This is a genomic window from Streptomyces sp. NPDC092045, assembly GCF_044756005.1.
Lineage (GTDB): Bacteria > Actinomycetota > Actinomycetes > Streptomycetales > Streptomycetaceae > Streptomyces.
This window is the reverse complement of sequence record NZ_JBIVSC010000023.1, coordinates 19,057-37,595: the sequence shown is the minus strand read 5'-3', so window position 1 is coordinate 37,595 and position 18,539 is coordinate 19,057. Positions and strand designations below refer to the sequence as shown.

At 72.3% G+C, this 18,539-nt stretch carries 17 protein-coding genes and 1 pseudogene; 9 read left to right on the top strand and 9 right to left on the bottom strand.

The genetic code is table 11. The features are described from left to right. Positions 1–11: 11 nt before the first annotated feature. The gene (locus ACIQKA_RS31205; protein ID WP_019888619.1) at positions 12–371 is read right to left on the bottom strand and encodes an NADH-quinone oxidoreductase subunit A; all 360 of its coding nucleotides are present in this window, start codon (positions 369–371) and stop codon (positions 12–14) included. Positions 372–1,030: 659 nt separating this feature from the next. On the opposite strand from ACIQKA_RS31205, the gene ACIQKA_RS31200 reads away from it, so the two are divergent. Continuing rightward, positions 1,031–1,930 carry a C40 family peptidase gene (locus ACIQKA_RS31200; RefSeq protein ID WP_383157100.1) on the top strand — a complete coding sequence of 300 codons (900 nt, stop codon included), beginning with the start codon at positions 1,031–1,033 and terminating at the stop codon, positions 1,928–1,930. Positions 1,931–2,019: 89 nt separating this feature from the next. Here ACIQKA_RS31200 and ACIQKA_RS31195 read toward each other — a convergent pair. From ACIQKA_RS31195 to ACIQKA_RS31175, 5 genes and pseudogenes are all read right to left on the bottom strand, one after another. Further along, positions 2,020–3,384: pseudogene (locus ACIQKA_RS31195) on the bottom strand (geranylgeranyl reductase family protein); the annotation flags it as partial. Continuing rightward, positions 3,371–4,063, bottom strand: coding sequence for a demethylmenaquinone methyltransferase (locus tag ACIQKA_RS31190; protein WP_383157403.1), 693 nt, complete (start codon positions 4,061–4,063; stop codon positions 3,371–3,373). The gene ACIQKA_RS31190 and the pseudogene ACIQKA_RS31195, both read right to left, overlap by 14 nt. A gap of 109 nt (positions 4,064–4,172) precedes the next feature. Further along, positions 4,173–4,772 carry a hypothetical protein gene (locus ACIQKA_RS31185; protein WP_383157405.1) on the bottom strand — a complete coding sequence of 200 codons (600 nt, stop codon included), beginning with the start codon at positions 4,770–4,772 and terminating at the stop codon, positions 4,173–4,175. A 5-nt stretch (positions 4,773–4,777) separates the two neighbouring features. Beyond that, entirely contained in the window at positions 4,778–5,977 is a 1,200-nt protein-coding gene (gene mqnC, locus ACIQKA_RS31180; protein ID WP_383157407.1) for a cyclic dehypoxanthinyl futalosine synthase, read from the bottom strand. A gap of 284 nt (positions 5,978–6,261) precedes the next feature. Then, positions 6,262–7,131, bottom strand: coding sequence for a menaquinone biosynthetic enzyme MqnA/MqnD family protein (locus ACIQKA_RS31175; RefSeq protein WP_383157410.1), 870 nt, complete (start codon positions 7,129–7,131; stop codon positions 6,262–6,264). Positions 7,132–7,391: 260 nt separating this feature from the next. Here ACIQKA_RS31175 and ACIQKA_RS31170 point away from each other — a divergent pair, with 260 nt between their 5' ends. Beyond that, positions 7,392–7,595 (top strand): cold-shock protein, encoded by a 204-nt coding sequence (locus tag ACIQKA_RS31170; RefSeq protein WP_015035453.1) that lies wholly within the window; start codon positions 7,392–7,394, stop codon positions 7,593–7,595. A gap of 100 nt (positions 7,596–7,695) precedes the next feature. Here ACIQKA_RS31170 and ACIQKA_RS31165 read toward each other — a convergent pair whose 3' ends face one another. Continuing rightward, a complete protein-coding gene (locus ACIQKA_RS31165) occupies positions 7,696–8,529 on the bottom strand; it encodes a M23 family metallopeptidase (RefSeq protein ID WP_402543043.1) in 834 nt (277 codons plus the stop codon). Between the two features lie 154 nt (positions 8,530–8,683). Between ACIQKA_RS31165 and ACIQKA_RS31160 the strand changes: the two genes are divergently transcribed. Then, the gene (locus ACIQKA_RS31160; RefSeq protein WP_383157416.1) at positions 8,684–9,082 is read left to right on the top strand and encodes a DUF1992 domain-containing protein; all 399 of its coding nucleotides are present in this window, start codon (positions 8,684–8,686) and stop codon (positions 9,080–9,082) included. An 82-nt stretch (positions 9,083–9,164) separates the two neighbouring features. Next, entirely contained in the window at positions 9,165–9,674 is a 510-nt protein-coding gene (locus ACIQKA_RS31155; RefSeq protein WP_390110700.1) for a DinB family protein, read from the top strand. A 13-nt stretch (positions 9,675–9,687) separates the two neighbouring features. Here the strand turns inward: ACIQKA_RS31155 and ACIQKA_RS31150 are convergent, their stop codons facing one another. After that, a complete protein-coding gene (locus ACIQKA_RS31150; protein WP_402543042.1) occupies positions 9,688–10,098 on the bottom strand; it encodes an ATP-binding protein in 411 nt (136 codons plus the stop codon). A gap of 90 nt (positions 10,099–10,188) precedes the next feature. On the opposite strand from ACIQKA_RS31150, the gene ACIQKA_RS31145 reads away from it, so the two are divergent. The 5 genes from ACIQKA_RS31145 (at position 10,189) to ACIQKA_RS31125 (ending at position 17,175) form a co-directional block, all read left to right on the top strand. Beyond that, the gene (locus ACIQKA_RS31145; RefSeq protein WP_383157422.1) at positions 10,189–11,052 is read left to right on the top strand and encodes a helix-turn-helix domain-containing protein; all 864 of its coding nucleotides are present in this window, start codon (positions 10,189–10,191) and stop codon (positions 11,050–11,052) included. Then, the gene (locus ACIQKA_RS31140; protein ID WP_391094382.1) at positions 11,049–11,294 is read left to right on the top strand and encodes a DUF397 domain-containing protein; all 246 of its coding nucleotides are present in this window, start codon (positions 11,049–11,051) and stop codon (positions 11,292–11,294) included. Before ACIQKA_RS31145 ends, ACIQKA_RS31140 begins: the two co-directional genes overlap by 4 nt. A 174-nt stretch (positions 11,295–11,468) precedes the next feature. Beyond that, complete coding sequence (locus ACIQKA_RS31135) at positions 11,469–13,631, top strand: VCBS repeat-containing protein (protein ID WP_402543041.1); 2,163 nt, start codon at positions 11,469–11,471, stop codon at positions 13,629–13,631. Positions 13,632–13,752: 121 nt separating this feature from the next. Beyond that, complete coding sequence (locus ACIQKA_RS31130) at positions 13,753–15,729, top strand: protein kinase (protein ID WP_402543040.1); 1,977 nt, start codon at positions 13,753–13,755, stop codon at positions 15,727–15,729. Positions 15,730–15,819: 90 nt separating this feature from the next. Then, positions 15,820–17,175, top strand: a complete 1,356-nt coding sequence (locus ACIQKA_RS31125; protein ID WP_402543039.1) for a flavin-containing monooxygenase — start codon at positions 15,820–15,822, stop codon at positions 17,173–17,175. On the opposite strand, the gene ACIQKA_RS31120 is transcribed toward ACIQKA_RS31125, so the two are convergent. Beyond that, positions 17,132–18,439 (bottom strand): MFS transporter, encoded by a 1,308-nt coding sequence (locus ACIQKA_RS31120; protein WP_383430353.1) that lies wholly within the window; start codon positions 18,437–18,439, stop codon positions 17,132–17,134. The two genes, ACIQKA_RS31125 and ACIQKA_RS31120, sit on opposite strands and share 44 nt — an antisense overlap. Between the last annotated feature and the right edge of the window lie 100 nt (positions 18,440–18,539).

Below are 18,539 nucleotides of genomic sequence, written 5' to 3'. Positions count from 1 at the left end.
CCCTCAGCCCCTCAGTCCCATTCCAGGCCGCCGCGCCGCCACACGTAGGCGTAGGCGACGAAGACGGTGAGCACGAAGAGCAGCATCTCCACGAGCCCGAAAAGCCCCAGGGCGTCGAAGGTGACGGCCCAGGGGTAGAGGAAGACGATCTCGATGTCGAAGACGATGAAGAGCATCGCCGTCAGGTAGTACTTGATCGGGAAGCGGCCGCCTCCGGCGGGCGTGGGTGTCGGCTCGATGCCGCACTCGTACGCCTCAAGTTTTGCCCTGTTGTACCGCTTTGGCCCGATGAGCGTGGCCATGACCACGGAGAAGATCGCAAACCCCGCACCCAGGGCACCGAGCACGAGGACGGGCGCGTACGCATTCACGCTCCTCGCTCCTTCCAGTCGTCCTTGACCGTTGGACCGCACCGCCGCGCCGTGAAAGATCGCCCCCATGTGAGGCAGTTCACAAGCCCGGCTGCCCCGCATCTTATGCCTGCCCATCTGTGATCTGCGACACGGGGTGCAGCAAGTAGTTTGTGATCTCCACCACCTGACGAAGGATCATGAAGCCGGATGAGCGGTGATCTTGTCGCGCGAAGCGCCCAGGTGATCACCAGATGTGACATCCGTACCGGAAATCGCTGCTCGGAGGGGGTGTCGCACTATCAAGTGTTGGCCCCTACAAGCAAATTGGCGATGGATGCGGACGGGTGATAAAGGGCCCGTCCGTCGCCCGGTCGGGGGGCCTCGCGTACGGAGGTGGACACGTGCGCGTTTTCACGAGCTCGAATGTGAGCTGCGTCACAACATGACGGTTCGAAAAGAAGGGGGCTTGGCCAAGGGCGTCAAGGAGTGGTAAGCGTCGGGCAATTCGGGCGTTTCAACGAAAACCCTTGATCAAGGCCCGGATGACCCATGCCCGATTTGCCCGTTACGGCGTCAATAAAGGCGCTACAGAAGCGGATTCACAGGTTCCGAACGTAACTGTGGCGCAACCCACGTTTCTTGAAGGAAACCATCGCGCCCTGATAGCGGTTGTTCCCATGTCCCAGACCGCTCACATACCCAGCCACCGGAAGCCCCGCCGCAGCGCTTCGAAGCTCGCGCTCCGCGCCGGAGTCGCCGGTGGCGTCCTCGGCACCATCGCGGTGGCCGGTGCCGCCGGACCGGCGAACGCCGAGCCGGTGACCGAGACCATCGAAATGCCCACCCTGGGCTCGCTCGACGTCGGCACGAACCTCGCGAGCGCGGTCGCCGCCTCCGCCGAGGCGTCCCAGCAGGAGGCCCTCGACCAGAGCCTCCAGAGCCTGGAGCAGGCCGCCTTCCAGAAGGCCTCCCAGGAGGCCAGGAAGGCCAAGGCCGAAGCGGACCGCAAGGCCGCGGCCGAGCGCGCCGAGCAGGCCCGCCTGAAGGCCGAGAAGGAGCGCCAGGAGGCCGAGGAGGCCGCCGAGCGCGCCTCCCGCACCAGCACGCGCACCCAGCTCGCCACGAAGTCCTCGGGCTCCTCGAACGACGGCGGCTCGTCCTCGTCGTCCTCCGACGGCGGTTCGAGCGCCTCGGACAGCGGCAGCCGCTCCGAGGCCCCCAGCGGCTCCGCCGCCTCGATCGTGGCCTTCGCCCGCGCCCAGGTCGGCGACTCCTACGTCACCGGCGGCACCGGCCCCAACTCGTGGGACTGCTCCGGCCTCGTCCAGGCCGCCTACCGCGCGGCCGGCATCGACCTGCCCCGCATCTCGTACCAGCAGTCGAGCATGGGCAGCTCCGTCTCCCTGGGCAACCTCCAGCCGGGCGACATCCTGTACTGGGGCAGCCGCAGCGGCTCGTACCACGTCGCCGTCTACGTCGGCGGCGGCAAGTACGTCGGCGCGCAGAACTCCTCCACCGGCGTCGTCGAGCGCTCCCTGGACTGGGACCCGCCGTCGGGCGCCGTGCGCATCCTCTGAGCGCTCGCGCTCGAAGCGCTCGCGCGCTCACGCGGAAGGGCCGCCACTCCTCGGGGGAGTGACGGCCCTTCGCCGTGCGCGGGGCCCGGTCAGGCCTTCGGGGCCACCTTCGACAGGCCGTTGATGATGCGGTCCATCGCGTCGCCGCCCGTCGGGTCGGTCAGGTTCGCCAGCATCTTCAGGGTGAACTTCATCAGGAGCGGGTGGGTCAGGCCGCGCTGGGTCGCGATCTTCATGACCTTCGGGTTGCCGATGAGCTTCACGAAGGCGCGGCCGAGCGTGTAGTAGCCGCCGTAGGTGTCCTTGAGGACCTGCGGGTAGTTCCGCAGGGCCAGTTCGCGCTGGGCCGGGGTCGCGCGGGCGTGCGCCTGGACGATGACGTCGGCCGCGATCTGGCCCGACTCCATGGCGTACGCGATGCCCTCGCCGTTGAACGGGTTGACCAGGCCGCCCGCGTCGCCGACGAGCAGCAGGCCCTTGGTGTAGTGCGGCTGCCGGTTGAACGCCATCGGCAGGGCGGCGCCCCGGATGGTGGTCGTCATGTTCTCCGGGGTGAAGCCCCAGTCCTCCGGCATCGACGCGCACCAGGCCTTGAGCACCTCGCGCCAGTCCAGCTCCTTGAACGCGGAGGAGGAGTCGAGGATGCCGAGGCCGACGTTCGAGGTGCCGTCGCCCATGCCGAAGATCCAGCCGTACCCGGGCAGCAGCCGGTCCTGCGGGCCGCGCCGGTCCCACAGCTCCAGCCAGGACTCCAGGTAGTCGTCCTCGTGCCGCGGGGTGGTGAAGTACGTGCGGACCGCGACGCCCATCGGCCGGTCGTCGCGCCGGTGCAGGCCCATGGCGAGGGAGATGCGGCTGGAGTTGCCGTCGGCGGCGACGACCAGCGGGGCGTGGAAGGTGACCTCGCGCTTCTCCTCGCCCAGCTTGGCGTGGACTCCGGTGATCCGGCCCGTGCGGTCGTCGATCACCGGAGCGCCGACGTTGCAGCGCTCGTACAGGCGGGCGCCGGCCTTCTGCGCCTGCCGGGCGAGCTGCTCGTCGAAGTCGTCGCGCTTGCGGACGAGTCCGTAGTCCGGGTACGAGGCGAGCTCCGGCCAGTCCAGCTCCAGGCGGACGCCGCCGCCGATGATCCGCAGGCCCTTGTTCCGCAGCCAGCCGGCCTCTTCGGAGATGTCGATGCCCATGGCGACGAGCTGCTTGGTGGCGCGGGGGGTGAGGCCGTCGCCGCAGACCTTCTCGCGCGGGAACGCGGTCTTCTCCAGGAGGAGGACGTCCAGGCCCGCCTTCGCCAGGTAGTAGGCGGTGGTCGAGCCGGCCGGGCCCGCTCCGACGACGATCACATCTGCGCTGTGCTCGGAGAGGGGCTGCTCGGTCACGACGGATCTCCCTAAGGGGTCGAGGGAAGGACGGGGGAAGTCTAGGGCGGAAGGACGGCGGGGGTTACGGCTTGAAGCCCCGGTGCAGGGCCACGATGCCGCCCGACAGGTTCCGCCAGGCGACCTTCGACCAGCCGGCCTTCCGGAGCAGGCCCGCCAGGGCCGGCTGGTCCGGCCAGGACCGGATGGACTCGGCCAGGTACACGTACGCGTCGGGGTTGGAGGAGACGGCGCGGGCCACCGGCGGCAGCGCGCGCATCAGGTACTCCTCGTACACCGTGCGCAGCGGCGCCCAGGTCGGGTGCGAGAACTCGCAGATGACGACCCGGCCGCCGGGCTTCGTCACCCGGTACAGCTCGCGCAGCGCCCGCTCGGTGTCCTGGATGTTCCGCAGCCCGAAGGAGATCGTGACCGCGTCGAACACGTCGTCGCGGAAGGGCAGCCTCGTGCCGTCGCCCGCCGTGAACGGCATCCACGGGTGGTTCTTCTTGCCGACCCGCAGCATCCCGAGGGAGAAGTCGCACGGGACGACGTACGCGCCCGCCCGCGCGAAGGGCTGCGAGGAGGTGGCCGTGCCGGCGGCGAGGTCGAGGACCTTCTGCGCGGGGCGGGCGTCGACCGCCTTCGCGACCTCCTTGCGCCAGCGGCGGTCCTGGCCGAGCGAGAGCACGTCGTTGGTGAGGTCGTAGTTGGCCGCCACGTCGTCGAACATCGACGCGACTTCGTGCGGCTGCTTGTCCAGGGTGGCGCGGGTCACGGGTGTTCGGCCTCGCAGAATCGGAGACGGGCGGGCGGTCCCATTGTCTCAGGACCCCTCGCGCCCCGGTCGGCAGGGCGCGCTCGGCGGCGCCGGGCGCGCCGGGCGTTCAGCGGGCCCGGTGGACCAGGCGCCCGCCGAGGACGGTGGCGACGCAGGTCGACGCGCCGAGGCGGACCAGGGAGGCCCGGTCGGGGACGTCGAAGACGGCGAAGCGGGCGGGGCCGCCCGGGACCGGCGCGGGCAGGAGGACCAGCGGGGCCGGGGAGAACGACGGCGGGCCGGGCAGCCGCTCCGGGCGGCGGCCGACGGCGAGGCCGGCCCGGCGCACGGCGTCCGCGGCGGCCCGGCCGCGCAGCTCGCCCGCGACCGCGACCGTCCCGTGGGCCAGGAGCCGCTGCACGCCCCGGCGCGCGGAGGCGCCCCGGCGCGCGGGGTCGGCCCGGAAGATCCGCTGCGCCCGCTCCCCCGTGATCGGCTCGGTGCCGAACCCCTCGGCCTCCCGGGGGTCCGGGTGGTACGTGCCTTCGAGCAGCTCGGGGGCGTACGGGTTGAGCAGGCCCGGGGTGAGGATGCCGGGCCAGCGCCGGACCCGCGCCCCGGGGCGGACGGCGGCCAGGTCCTCGTACGGGCCGACGGCGGCGACGAGGGCGCCGTCGACCAGGACGGCGCTCTCGGGGGTCGCCTCGGCGACGTGGATCGTCAGCACGGATCTCAGTTCGCGTCGAGGAGCTTCAGCTCCGGGTGGGCCGTGCCGCCCTCGATCGCGACGGACGAGATGTGGGAGACGACGCGCTCGTCGACCGGGTCGTTCGCCGGGTCGTCGTGGACGACCAGGTGCTCGTAGGTGGTGGCGCGCTGGGCCGGGACCCGGCCCGCCTTGCGGATCAGGTCGATGATCTCCAGGCGGTTGGAGCGGTGCTTGGCGCCGGCGGAGGAGACGACGTTCTCCTCCAGCATGATCGAGCCGAGGTCGTCGGCGCCGTAGTGCAGGGAGAGCTGGCCGACCTCCTTGCCCGTGGTCAGCCAGGAGCCCTGGATGTGGGCGACGTTGTCGAGGAACAGCCGGGCGATCGCGATCATGCGCAGGTACTCGAAGAGCGTGGCCTGCGTGCGGCCCTTGAGGTGGTTGTTCTCGGGCTGGTACGTGTACGGGATGAAGGCCCGGAAGCCGCCCGTCCGGTCCTGCGTGTCGCGGATCATGCGCAGGTGCTCGATGCGCTCGGCATTGGTCTCGCCGGTGCCCATGAGCATGGTGGAGGTGGACTCCACGCCCAGGCCGTGGGCGATCTCCATGATCTCCAGCCAGCGCTCGCCGGACTCCTTCAGGGGCGCGATGGCCTTGCGGGGGCGCTCGGGCAGCAGCTCGGCGCCCGCGCCGGCGAAGGAGTCGAGGCCGGCGGCGTGGATGCGGCCGATCGCCTCCTCGACGGAGACGCCGGAGATGCGGGCCATGTGCTCGATCTCGGAGGCGCCGAGGGAGTGGATGACCAGCTGCGGGAACGCGGCCTTGATCGCGGCGAAGTGCTCCTCGTAGTACTCGACGCCGTAGTCCGGGTGGTGGCCGCCCTGGAACATGATCTGGGTGCCGCCGAGCTCCACGGTCTCCGCGCAGCGGCGCAGGATGTCGTCGAGGTCCCGGGTCCAGCCCTTCCCGGTGTCCTTCGGCGCGGCGTAGAACGCGCAGAACCGGCACGCCGTCACGCAGACGTTCGTGTAGTTGATGTTCCGCTCGATGATGTACGTCGCGATGTGCTCGGTCCCCGCGTACCGGCGGCGGCGCACGGCGTCGGCGGCGGCGCCGAGGGCGTGCAGGGGCGCCGAGCGGTAGAGGTCGAGCGCCTCCTCGGGGGTGATCCGGCCGCCCGCGGCGGCGCGGTCCAGAACGGACTGCAGTTCGGCCTTCTCGGTCACCGGGTTCGTCCCTTTCGGAGGGGTACTGACAGACCGAACCAGCGTACGCCAGGGGCCCGGGGCGCCTCTCTCGGGGAGCGGCCGGGTCATTCCGGCGAACACGCGGGCGCGGGAGATCCCGCCGGACCCCGCCGGGCCGCCGGGTGAATGGAATGGAAACCCTCCCGCCCTTTCGGGCGTCCGCATTCCGTCCGGCCGTTCGCGCGCGCCTCCGGAATGGGCCCGGGGCACGACGGGAATTACACGCGTGCGAATATCCGGGCGCCCGTCCGGGGGCCGTGCGGTCAGCCGCGCGGAGGCCGGAGGAGTTCCACCTCGACGTCCGCCGGAAAACCGGTCGAGGGTCCGGTGCGGCGGGCGAACTCGCGCGCGCCCGCGAGTTGTTCGGGGCCGAAGCGGAAGTCGAGGGTGCGGAAGTACCGCTCCAGGAGTTCGGCGTCGAAGGCCTCCCAGCGGGCCGCCTGCTCGGCCACCTTGGTGACCTCTTCGAGGGAGAGGTCGCGGGAGGCCAGGAACGCCTGGTGGACCTCGTGGACGGTCTCCGGCTCGCGCGCCAGGTAGTCCTTCCGCACGGCCCACACGGCGAAGACGAACGGCAGGCCCGTCCACTCCTTCCACATCAGGCCCAGGTCGTGGACCTGGAGGCCGAGCCGGGGCGCGTCGTGCAGCGAGGCCCGGAGCGCGGCGTCGCCGATGAGGACGGCCGCCTCGGCCTCCTGCATCATCAGGCCGAGGTCCGGCGGGCAGGTGTAGTAGTCGGGCGACACCCCGTACCGCTCGGCCAGGAGGAGCTGGGCGAGGCGCACGGAGGTGCGGGAGGTGGAGCCGAGCGCGACGCGGGCGCCGTCGAGCTCCTCCAGGGGCCGCTGGGACACGATCACGCAGGACATCACGGGTCCGTCGCAGCCGACGGCGATGTCGGGGAGGGCCACCAGGCCGTCCGCGTGGCGGAGGTACTCGACGAGGGTGACGGGGCCGATGTCCAGGTCGCCCCGGACGAGCCGCTCGCTGAGCTTCTCCGGGGTGTCCTTGGTGAGCTCCAGGTCCAGGAGCGTCCCCGTGCGCGCCAGGCCCCAGTAGAGGGGGAGGCAGTTCAGGAACTGGATGTGCCCGACGCGGGGCCGGCTGCGCTGGTCGTCGGTTGCTTTGTCCACATCGTGAGGCTAGACCCGTCTCACGGACCGGGCATCGCCGGGGCACGCGCGTCAGCGCGGGAGAGGCGTTCAAACACTCGGGTGACGTGATCTTTCCCTCTACCCTCCCGAGCGCTCTGCGTGCTACGCTCGACGCAAGTTGCAGTTTGGTTTCCCTTGCAGTACAGAGCCTGCGGAGCATGTGACCCGCAGGCTTTTGTAGTTTTCAGACTTGTTTGCAGGTTCTGGAGCAGGGCAACCCTTTGGCCCAAGGAGGGCTTATGGCTACCGGAACCGTCAAGTGGTTCAACGCTGAAAAGGGCTTCGGCTTCATCGCCCAGGACGGCGGCGGCCCGGATGTCTTCGTCCACTACTCCGCGATCAACGCGAACGGCTTCCGTTCGCTCGAGGAGAACCAGCTCGTGACCTTCGACGTCACGCAGGGCCCGAAGGGCCCGCAGGCGGAGAACGTCTCCCCGGCCTAAGTTGCCCGGGTCGGCGATCGCGCACGACTAGAGCAGTACCCAAGGAGCCCCGCTCCGTGCCTCGCGGCACGAGCGGGGCTCCTGCCCTTTTCCGGGCGGATCAGCAGGTGGGGATCACGGTCCCGTTGTTGTCGCGGGCCTCGTCGTTGCCCCAGCGGGACAGGTAGTAGGCCGGGACGTGGGCGTTCCGCCCGTTCTTCCCCGCGTACACGGTGTCGAGGTCGGTCCGCAGCCACCAGTGGTTGTAGTTGCCGGAGGCGTCGCGGATCTCCTGGCCCCAGACCTTGCAGTAGACGTAGTTCGTGCCGGCGTTCAGCACGCCCTGGGCGTCGCCCGTGTTGGCCTGGGCGTAGCCGACGGCGTTGGCGAAGGTGTCGACCCAGTACTTCCCGCCCCCGCCGGAGCAGCCGTTGTCGCTGGTCAGGTGCCGGGAGCCGTAGGAGCCGGGGTAGGGCGCGAGGGAGGCGCCGTTGATCACGACGGGCTGTCCGACGCCGTTGTAGAGCTGCTCGTAGTGGATGTGGGCGCCGGAGCTGTTGCCGGTGGAGCCGGTGGTGCCGATCTGCTGGCCCTGGGAGACGGCGGCGCCGTGGGCGACCGCGTAGGCGTTGAGGTGGAAGTAGTACGTCTTCCAGCCGCCGCCGTGCTCGATCACGATGTAGTTCCCGGCGCCGGACGGCTGGGAGTAGCGGTAGGCGGTGCCGGACGCCGAGGCGAGGACCGGGGCCCCGGCGGTGCCGCCGCCGTCGGAGCGGACGAAGTCGAGCGCCTGGCGGACCTCGGCCGCATGGTGGCTGTAGGTCCATTTCTGGCCGCAGGCGAAGGGCGCCTTGAAGAGCGGCGCGGCCTGGGCGGGGGCCGCGGTGGCGAGTGCGGTGAGCAGGCCCGCGACGAGCGCGAGCAGGGTGCCGAGGGGGGTGATCCGTGCGCGCATGCGTCCTCCGGTGCGTGGGGGTGGCGGGGGTGGTGGAGCGTGGTGGGACAAGGGTCGACGCGCGTTGAACGGATCTCAGCGTGCCGGAAGATCGCGTGTCGCAGTAGACCGCGTGGGCCACACCCGGACCGGACCGGTTGCGTAGTCTGGACACATGACCGAACGCAAGCCGCCGGGAGTGAGCTTCGAGTCGTTCGTGGACAAGCAGATCCGCGAGGCGGCGGAACGGGGCGAGTTCCGGAGCCTGCCGGGCTTCGGGAAGCCCCTCCCCGACGACTCGGCGCCGTACGACGAGCTGTGGTGGATCAAGGGGAAGATGCACCGCGAGGGCGCGTCCGTGCTGCCGCCGGCGCTCGCCCTGCGCAAGGAGGCCGAGGACGCGGAGGCGGCGGTGGCCGGGGCCGTCTCGGAGAGCCAGGTCCGCCGGATCCTGGGCGAGGTCAACACGAAGATCGCCGAGGCCCTGCTGCGCCCGCCGCCCGGGCCGCCGCTGAACCTGCGGCCGTTCGACGTGGAGGCGATGGTGGAGCGGTGGCGGGCGGGCCGTTCCTGATCCCCCCGGCACCCCCGGTACGGCCGTACCGCCACACAGCCGTACCGCCGCACGGCCGCACGGCCGCACGGAAGGAGTCCGCATGAACAGCGCCGCTCTGCTGGTCGAGTCGTTCGGCCGGGTGCGCGAGGCCGTCCACGGGGCCGTGGAGGGCCTCACGGAGGACGAGCTGGCCGCCCGGACCGATCCGGAGGCGAACTCGATCGCCTGGCTCGTCTGGCACCTCACCCGCGTCCAGGACGACCACCTGGCGGGCGCCTTCGCCACGGAGCAGCTGTGGACCACCGAGGGCTGGGCGGACCGCTTCGGGCTGCCCTTCCCCGAGGAGGCCACCGGGTACGGCCAGACGAGCGCGCAGACGGGGCAGGTCCGGGCCGCCCCCGACCTCCTCCTCGGCTACCACGACGCCGTGCACGACCGGACGGCGGAGCTGGTCGGGGCGGTGACGAACGCGGACCTGGACCGGGTCGTGGACACCGCCTGGGACCCGCCGGTCACCCTCGGCGTGCGGCTGGTGTCGGTGATCGCGGACGACCTCCAGCACGCGGGGCAGGCGGCGTACGTGCGGGGCGTGGTGGAGCGGGGGCGGTGACGGGGCCGCCCCGTCACCGGGGCGCGAGCGGGACGGTCGCCCAGACCGTCTTGCCGACCTCCCGCTCCTCCACGCCCCACGCCGTGGCGAGGGCGGCGACGAGCAGCAGCCCGTAGCCGCCCTCGTCGGGCGTCGCGGACGGTGACGGCCGGCGTTCGCCGCGCGCGTCGGACAGCTCGATCCGCACGTGGTCGTCGCCGCGCTCCATCCGCACCTCGAAGTCCCTCCCGGACACCCGCCCGTGGAGGGCCGCGTTGTTGGCCAGCTCGGCGAGGACCAGCTCGGCGGCCTCGGCCCCGGCCCCGGTGACCTCCCATTCCCGCAGCTGCTGCACGCCCAGCAGACGCGCCAGGCGCGCGCCCCGGCGCGTGGCGGAGAGACGGAGCACGAACTCGCCGGTGGGGGTGGTGGTTTCTGACTTCATGCCCCGAGCGTGGCCCGCCGCTCCTACGCTGACCAGCAGCGACGTGACGACGCTGCGTAACGGTACGGGCACGCCAAGAGGGCGGTACGGATGTCGGGGAACGAGGAGGAGAGGCCGGAACGGCCCTCCGAGGTGGACGGTACGGCGCACCTTTTCCAGGCGCTGGGCAAGATCCTGAAGGTCCTGCGCCGCAACGCGGGCCTGAGCCAGGCGGAGCTGTCCGACCTGGCGCATTGCAGCGAGGACCTGATCTCCTCGGTGGAACGGGGCGTACGGACTCCGCAGCCGGACTTCCTGGTGCGGGTGGATCCGTTGGTGAAGGCGGGCGGAGCGCTGGCCGCGACGGCGGACGACGTGCGGGCGGCCCTGGCGAAGGCGCGGGTACGGCACCCGGACTGGTTCCGGGACTTCGCCCACGAGGAGGCGAAGGCGGTCGCGCTGCACTACTACGAGGTGCAGGCGGTGCCGGGCGTTCTCCAGACACCTGCGTACGCGCGCTCGCTATTCGAGCACAGCCGACCTTTGCTGGACGAAGCCACCATCGAGAAGCGGGTGGCGGACCGGATCTCGCGGCAGGTGCTGCTCGACCAGTGGCCCGCCCCGACGATCAGCTTCGTCCTGGAGGCAGCCGTTCTGCTCCGCCCGTTCGGCGGATCAGAAGTACACCGCGAGCAGTTGCTGCGCATCCTCGAAGTGGCCAAACGACGCACAATCGAGCTCCAGATCATGCCGCAGGACAAGCCCGAACACCCCTACTTGGGAGCCCCCTTCACCCTGATCACCGCGAAGGGACGGCGGGAGGTCGCGTACACCGAGATCTACGGTCACTCCAGGCTGATCACCGACCCGGAAGAAGTGCGCATGTACACCGAGCGCTATGGGATTATCCGGGCGCAGGCACTCACCAAGCGCGAGTCCCTGGACTGGATCGAGAAACTGCTGGGAGAACGATGAACACCGCGCAACTGGCCTGGTTCAAGAGCAGCTACAGCGGTCCCGAGGGCGGCAACTGCATCGAGATCGCCTACGACTGGCGCAAGTCCAGCTACAGCAGCGGCGAAGGCGGCAACTGCGTCGAGGTCGCCGCCCACCCCGCCACCGTCCACGTCCGTGACTCCAAGGTCCCGCACGGCCCCCAGCTCGCCGTGGCCCCCGCCGCCTGGGCCGCGTTCGTGGACGTGGCCGCCGCCGTGTGAGCGACGCGCGGCCCGTCCTCGTCCGGACGGCCGGGCCGCGATCGCCAGGTCGCGGCCCGTTCGTCGCTTCTCCCACATCAGGCCGTTTTCCGTACAACCCCCCTGACGGCCCGTGTGTCTTTCGGTGTGGAGCGCGCGAAGCGCCTCGAAAGACTCAAACAGGGGGATACCACCATGTCTCGTCCGTCCGGCACCCTGGCCGCCGCCGTCGTCACCGTCCTCGCCCTGACCTCCGGGGCGGTCGCCACGGCTCCGGCGTTCGCCGCCACCGCGTCCGGCGCCGCGAGCGCGTCCGCCCGGCAGGAGAAGCCGGTGGCGTTCCCCGAGCGGAGCGAGATCGTCGGCGCCGGGGAGAAAGGTTTCCTCAGCCGGGGCGGGTCGCTGCTCTGGACGGACCTGAAGACCGGCGCCACGACCGAGCTGCCCGGTACGCCGATCGCGGGGAACGGCTCGGACACCGTCGCCGTGACCGTCTCCCCGAACGTCTTCCGGTTCTACGACATGGCGTCGGGCGCCGAGCCCGTCACCCTCGACCTGAGCGACCGGAAGACCTCGTACACCCCGGCCTGGTTCGCCGACGGGACGCTCGCCCTGTGGGCCGACAACGGGCTGCGCCTGGTGAGCAAGGAGGGCGACGAGGTCACGGAGCGGACGGTGCCCGGCGTCCGGGCGGACGGCGCGTGGCGGCCCGACGCCTCGCCCGCCGGTCCCGGCGAGTTCGCCGTGGCCTCCGAGTCGAACGGGACGTTCGCGGTGGCGGTCGTCGACATCGCCACCGGCACCGCGACCGTGTCCCGGACCACCGCCAAGGCGGTGGACGACGTCGCCGCGTCGCGCACCTCCGTCACGTGGGCCGAGCTGCCCGACCCCGGCAAAGTCGACCTGGTCGTCCTCGACCGGGTCACCGGGAAGACCACGACCACCCGGCTGAACGGCGACCGGGCGCGGGTCGACGTGCTGGGCGGCTGGGCCCTCGACGCCGACCCGCGCGGACTGGTGAACGGCCGGTTCCCGGACCTGGTCCCGCTGACCGCGCGCTCCCTCGGGGACCCGGCCGTCACGGTCCGGCTGCTCGACCACGCCTCGTCCTCGGCCACGGCCCCCGACGGCAGCCTGCTGGTGCGCGGCGGCACGAAGGAGCACGGCGAGGGCCTGTACCGCGTCTCCCTCGACGCGCAGGGCTCCCCGGTCGCCGCGTTCGTCGCCGGCAGCGGCGAGTCGGCCGGTCTCGGCACGCCGGAGATCCTGGTCCCGGAGACGGTCACCCTCGACACCAACCACGCCGGCGTGCTGTTCTCCTGGGGCCTCGCCCGCTCCAACGTGAAGGGGACCCTGACGCTGCGGCACACCGCGAGCGGGCTGACCCGGCACGACACGTTCACGGCCGCGTACGCGGACAAGCCCCCGTTCCGGATCTCCTACAGCTGGAACGGGCTCATGGAGAAGGCGAACGCCCCCGCCGGCGCGTACACCTGGGAGTTCAGCGCCACTCCCCTCAACGGCGTCGGCGACCCCGTGACCGCCACCGGCTCCTTCACCGTGCTCCGTCCCGTCGCCGCCCGGCACGACTTCGACGGCAACGGCGCCCCGGACGTCCTGGCCCGCGACGCGGCCGGCCGGCTGTGGCGCGACGACACGTACTTCCCCGACCAGCAGGTGATGCCCGCCGGGCGCTCCTCGCTGGGCCACGGCTGGAACGTGTACGACCGTATCGAGGTGGCGGGCGACCTCGGCGGCTCGGCCACGGACGACCTCGTCACCCGGGACGAGAGCGGCGGCCTCTGGCTGTACGAGGGCAAGGGCGACGGCGGCTTCCTGCCCCGGAAGAAGATCGGCACCAACTGGGGCGTCCACGACAGGATCAGCGGCGGCAGCGACCTGAACGGCGACGGGAAGAACGACGTCATCGCCGTCGACAAGGCCGGCGCGCTGTGGCTCTACCCCGGCACCAGGAACGTCAACGCCCCGCTCGGCGACCGCAAGAAGATCGGCACCAACTGGGGGATCTACAACCTGGTCACCGCCACGGGCAACATGGCCGGCGCGGCCCCGGGGGACATCCTCGCCCGCGACAAGGACGGCGTCCTGTGGGTCTACCTCGGCAACGGCGACGGCACCCTCCGCCCCCGCGCCGAGGTCGGCGGCGGCTGGGGCGCGTACACCCACCTCGTCCCCATCGGCAACGCCGACCGGTACGGCCGCCCCGACCTGCTCGCGGTCGGTCCCCGGGGGACGTACGTCTACGGGGCCAAGGGCGTCTGGAACGACCTCTTCGCGCCGCGCCGCGAATCCGGCCTGTACGCGGGCGAGACGACCGCCTTCGACCTCTACTCCTGACGCTCCCGCCGTGCGGGACCGGGCACGTCCCGGCCCCGGCCCCGCACGGCCGCTTCGGCCCCAACTCCCCGTAACCTGAGCGGTATTCAGCTCCCGTGAGCGCTCGGATATCGTGTGGCCCATGCGGGGGGAAGCGGAAGACGACTCACATCGGGACGATCTGAACGGCAGCGGGGCGATGCCCCTGGAGCCGGGCGATCCACGCCGGATCGGGGCGTTCAGACTGCTCGGCGTGCTCGGGTCCGGCGGCATGGGGCGGGTCTATCTCGGCGCCGTGCCGGGGAAGTTCGCCGCCGTGAAGCGGGTGCTGCCGATCCTCGCAGAGGACGCGGACTTCCTGGGCCACTTCGGGCACGAGCTGGACAACCTGGCCCGGCTGCCCGGCGGGGCCAACACCAAGCTGCTCGCGAGCGACCGCACGTCGAAGCCGCCGTGGTTCGCGACCGAGTTCATCCCCGGCATCACCCTCGACGAGGCGATCCGGCTCAACGGCGGCCCGCTGACCGGCGGGGCCCTGTGGCGGCTGCTGCGGGGCGCGGCGGCGGGCCTGCGGGTCGTGCACGGCACCGACATGGTGCACCGCGACCTCAAGCCGTCCAACGTGATGCTGACCGGGGAGGGGCTCTCCCTCATCGACTTCGGCGTCGCCCGCGCCGCCGACCAGAGCCGGCTGACCAGGACCGGCATGGTCATCGGCACCCCGGCCTACATGGCGCCCGAACAGGCCGTCGCGGAGCGGGTCCTGACCGGCGCGGCCGACGTCTTCGCGCTCGGCAGCCTCCTGCTGTACGCGGCGAACGGGCGGCCTCCGTTCGGCGACGGTTCCGGCCCCGACCTGCTCTACCGGGTGGTCCACGGCGCGCCCGACTTCGGGGGCCTGGCCGAGGCCGACCCCGCGCTCGCGGAGCTCGTACGGAAGTGTCTCTCCAAGGATCCGGCGGACCGGCCGACCGCCGCCGAGCTGGTGGAACTCACCGAGGAGCGGGCGGCGGGGGCCGCCTGGCCGGACGCCGTCGCCGCGCGGATCGCGGAGCGGGCGGCCTTCGCCTCCGGGGCGCCCACGGCCGAGCGGCTCGCGGAGCTGGAGGCGGCCGATCCCGACCGGGACGTTCCGACGGCCTCGCTCACCCCGCAGGCCGGGAAGGAGCCCGCGACGGCCTCGCCGGACGTGCTCGCCGCGACCGCCGCCGGGGGTTCCGGGAAGCCGGAGAGGCGGCGGAACCGGTTCGTCATGCTCGCCGTGCCCGTCGTCGTGGCGACCGGCACCACCCTGACCGTCGCCCTCGGGCCGTACGAGGTCGGGCGGCTCGGCGCGGCCCCGCAGGACTCCGCCTCCCCGACCGCCGTGGCCTCGCAGCCGGGGGCGGTCCCGTCGCCGGTCGGCCCGTCGGCCGGATCTCCCGTTCCTTCGGCGCCGAAGCCGTCGTCGGGGGCGCCGTCGGGGGTTCCGTCCGGGCAGCAGCCGCCGGGGGCGGTTCCGCCGCCGGGTGACGGTGGGGGTGCGGTCGGCGGCGGTGGCGGAGGGGTCCTGCCGGGCGGCTCGGGGTCGGGTTCGGGCGGCTCGGGATCGGGCGGCGACGGAACGGCTCCGACCACGCCCTCCGGCGGTACGAAGACGACCCGGCCCCCGGCCCCGAAGCCGACGACCCAGAAGCCGGCCCCTCCCCCGTCGACCGGCGGCGGTGCGGCGCCCTCGGGGACGTACTCCCTGGAGAACGGGACGAGCGGCGACTGCCTGGCGGAGCACAATCCGGGCTTCGGCGTCCTCGTCACGTCCGTCGCGTGCGGCTCCGAGAGCAGCAACGGCACCCCCTACCACTTCGCCTGGAAGTACGTGTCCGGCTCGGGCGGAACGTTCCGGCTGGTCAACACGTACAGCAGGCGCTGCCTCCAGCCGGCGGGCAACACCAGCGTCACCACCGTCGCCTGCAACGGCTCCTCCCTCCAGTCGTGGAAGGTCTTCTCCTCGTCGTCCGCCGGGCGCCTCCTCAAGAACGCGAGCGACGGAAAGTGCCTGATGGCGGGGGCGTTCGCGTCGACCTACACGTGCGGGGGGAACCAGGGCGGCCAGATCTGGCGGAACATCGGCGCCCTGTAGCCCGCGCGCGGGCGCGCGTATACCGATTCGCAACCGAAACCCCGCCCGGTCGAGACCCACTACGTGTACACGTCATTACGCTCGGTTCTCATGGTCACCACCCCGCACGAGCCCCCCGCCCACCCCGCCCCTCCGGTGTACGTCGTCGGCGGCGGCCCCGGGGGGCTCGCGGTCGCCGCCGCCCTGCGCGGGCGGGGCGTCCGGGCGGTCGTCCTGGAGAAGTCCGACGCCGTCGGCGCCTCCTGGCGCGCCCACTACGACCGGCTGCGGCTGCACACCACCCGGCGGCTCTCCGGGCTCCCGGGCCTGAGGATGCCCCGCTCGTTCGGCCGCTGGGTCGCCCGCGCCGACGTGGTCCGCTACCTGGAGAAGTACGCGGAGAAGCACGAGCTGGAGGTCGTGACCGGCGTCGAGGTCTTCGGCATCGAGCGGTCCGGCGCGGAGTGGGTCCTGCACGCGACCGGCGGGCGCCGGCTCGTCGGCAGCGCGGTGGTCGTGGCCACCGGCTTCAACCACACCCCGAGCCTGCCCGAGTGGCCCGGTCTGGACGCGTACGGGGGCGAGGTGAGCCACGCGCGCGCGTACCGCGCCCCGGAGCCGTACGCGGGCAGGGACGTCCTGGTCGTGGGCGCCGGGAACACCGGCGCCGAGATCGCGGCCGACCTCGCCGGCGGCGGCGCGAAGCGGGTGCGGCTCGCGGTGCGGACGGTCCCGCACATCGTGCGGCGCACGACGGCCGGGTGGCCGGCCCAGCGCACCGGCATCCTGGTGCGGCGGCTGCCGGTGCCGGTGGTCGACCGGCTGGGGGCCGTGATGGCCCGCTTCGCCGCACCCGACCTCTCGGCGTACGGACTGCCCCGGCCGGACACCGGCCTCGCCACCCGCCAGCGGCAGGGCACGATCCCGGTGCAGGACGTGGGCCTGGTCGACGCCGTGCGGTCCGGGAAGGTGGAGGTCGTCGCGGCCGTCGAGGGCTTCGAGGGCGGCGAGGTGCTCCTCGCGGACGGCACCCGGATCGCCCCGGACGCGGTGATCGCCGCGACCGGCTACCGCCGCGCCCTGGAACCCCTGGTGGGCGGCCTGGGCGTCCTGGACGAGCGGGGCCGCCCGGTGGTGCACGGGGCCCGCTGCCCCCGTGACGCCCCGGGCCTGTACTTCACCGGCTTCACCAACCCGATCAGCGGCATGTTCCGCGAGCTGGCGATCGACGCGGAGAAGATCGCGCGGGCGATCGCGCGCCGGGCGGCGCGGGCGGAGGCGAAGGCGAGGACGAAGGCGAAGGCGGAAACGAGGACGAAGGCGAAGGCGGAAACGAGGACGAAGGCGAAGGCGGAGGCGAAGGCGAAGGCGGAAACGAAGGCGGAGGCGAAGGCGGCCGGGAGCGCGAAGGCCGCCGGGGACGTCACGCTCCCGCCGGAAGCCCCGGCTCCGGCCGGGGGCGGCTGATGACCAGGGCCATCAGGGCCGCCACCGCGCACAGCGCGCCCGAGGCGTACCAGACGACGTCGTAGGTGCCGAAGACGTCGCGGGCCAGGCCGCCCGCGAAGGCGACGACGGCCGCGCCGACCTGGTGGGAGGCGAGGACCCAGCCGAAGACGATCGCCGAGTCCGCGCCGAAGTGCTCGCGGCACAGGGCCATCGTGGGCGGGACGGTGGCCACCCAGTCCAGGCCGTAGAAGACGATGAAGAACAGCATCGGCGGGTGCACGGACGGCGCGAGCAGGATCGGCAGGAAGCAGAGCGAGATCCCGCGCAGCGCGTAGTAGACCGCGAGCAGCCGGCGGGCCGAGAAGCGGTCGGTGAACCAGCCGGAGGCCACCGTGCCGACGACGTCGAAGACCCCGATGACGGCGAGCAGTCCGGCCGCCGCCGTGATCGGCATGCCGTGGTCGTGGGCGGCGGGCACGAAGTGGGTGCGGATCAGGCCGTTGGTGGAGGCGCCGCAGATCGCGAAGGACCCGGCGAGGAGCCAGAAGGGGCCGGTGCGGGCCGCCTTGAGGAGGACGGTGACGGCCCGGCGGGCGGCGCCCGTGACGGGCGCGGGCTTCTCCACGTACTCCCCGCCGTACGGGGCGAGCCGGACGTCCGCCGGGTGGTCGCGGAGCAGCAGCCAGACGAACGGGACGACGGCGAGCGCGGCGAGGGCGACGGTCACGGCGGCGGGCCGCCAGCCGTGGTGCTCGACCAGCCAGGAGAGCAGCGGCAGGAAGACGAGCTGGCCCGAGGCCCCGGCGGCGGTGAGGACGCCGGTCACCAGGCCCCGGCGGGCGACGAACCAGCGGTTGGTGACGGTCGCGGCGAAGGCCAGGGCCATGGAGCCGCTGCCGAGGCCGACGAGGATCCCCCAGTAGAGGACGAGCTGCCAGGCGGCGGTCATCCACACGGTGAGGAGCGAGCCGAGCGCGATGACGGCGAGGGCGACGGCGACGACCCGGCGGATGCCGAAGCGGTCCATGAGCGCGGCGGCGAAGGGGGCGGTCAGGCCGTAGAGGGCGAGGTTCACCGAGACCGCGAACCCGATCGTGCCGCGCGACCAGTGCAGTTCGGCGTGCAGCGGCTCGATCAGGAGGCCCGGCAGGGAGGCGAAGGCCGCGGCGCCGATGATCGTGACGAAGGTGACCGCCGCGACGGACCAGGCGCGGTGGAAGCGAGGGGCGCGGACCGGTCCGCCGTCGGGCGTGCGGGCGGGGGTCTCGGTTGTCTGAGCCATGCCGTCGAGCATCCCGGCCGCTCCCGTCCCCCTGCCATTGGCCCGGACGACAGCTTTCCAACGGATCGGGCCATCCCTTCCGTCGGAGCGGGAGCCGGAA

Coding starts and splice junctions, on each gene's coding strand:
- ACIQKA_RS31200 (WP_383157100.1), top strand. CDS start 1,031: ATGTCCCAGACCGCTCACATACCCAGCCACCGGAAGCCCCGCCGCAGC.
- ACIQKA_RS31170 (WP_015035453.1), top strand. CDS start 7,392: ATGGCTACCGGAACCGTCAAGTGGTTCAACGCTGAAAAGGGCTTCGGC.
- ACIQKA_RS31165 (WP_402543043.1), bottom strand. CDS start 8,529: ATGCGCGCACGGATCACCCCCCTCGGCACCCTGCTCGCGCTCGTCGCG.
- ACIQKA_RS31160 (WP_383157416.1), top strand. CDS start 8,684: ATGACCGAACGCAAGCCGCCGGGAGTGAGCTTCGAGTCGTTCGTGGAC.
- ACIQKA_RS31155 (WP_390110700.1), top strand. CDS start 9,165: ATGAACAGCGCCGCTCTGCTGGTCGAGTCGTTCGGCCGGGTGCGCGAG.
- ACIQKA_RS31150 (WP_402543042.1), bottom strand. CDS start 10,098: ATGAAGTCAGAAACCACCACCCCCACCGGCGAGTTCGTGCTCCGTCTC.
- ACIQKA_RS31145 (WP_383157422.1), top strand. CDS start 10,189: ATGTCGGGGAACGAGGAGGAGAGGCCGGAACGGCCCTCCGAGGTGGAC.
- ACIQKA_RS31140 (WP_391094382.1), top strand. CDS start 11,049: ATGAACACCGCGCAACTGGCCTGGTTCAAGAGCAGCTACAGCGGTCCC.
- ACIQKA_RS31135 (WP_402543041.1), top strand. CDS start 11,469: ATGTCTCGTCCGTCCGGCACCCTGGCCGCCGCCGTCGTCACCGTCCTC.
- ACIQKA_RS31130 (WP_402543040.1), top strand. CDS start 13,753: ATGCGGGGGGAAGCGGAAGACGACTCACATCGGGACGATCTGAACGGC.
- ACIQKA_RS31125 (WP_402543039.1), top strand. CDS start 15,820: ATGGTCACCACCCCGCACGAGCCCCCCGCCCACCCCGCCCCTCCGGTG.
- ACIQKA_RS31120 (WP_383430353.1), bottom strand. CDS start 18,439: ATGGCTCAGACAACCGAGACCCCCGCCCGCACGCCCGACGGCGGACCG.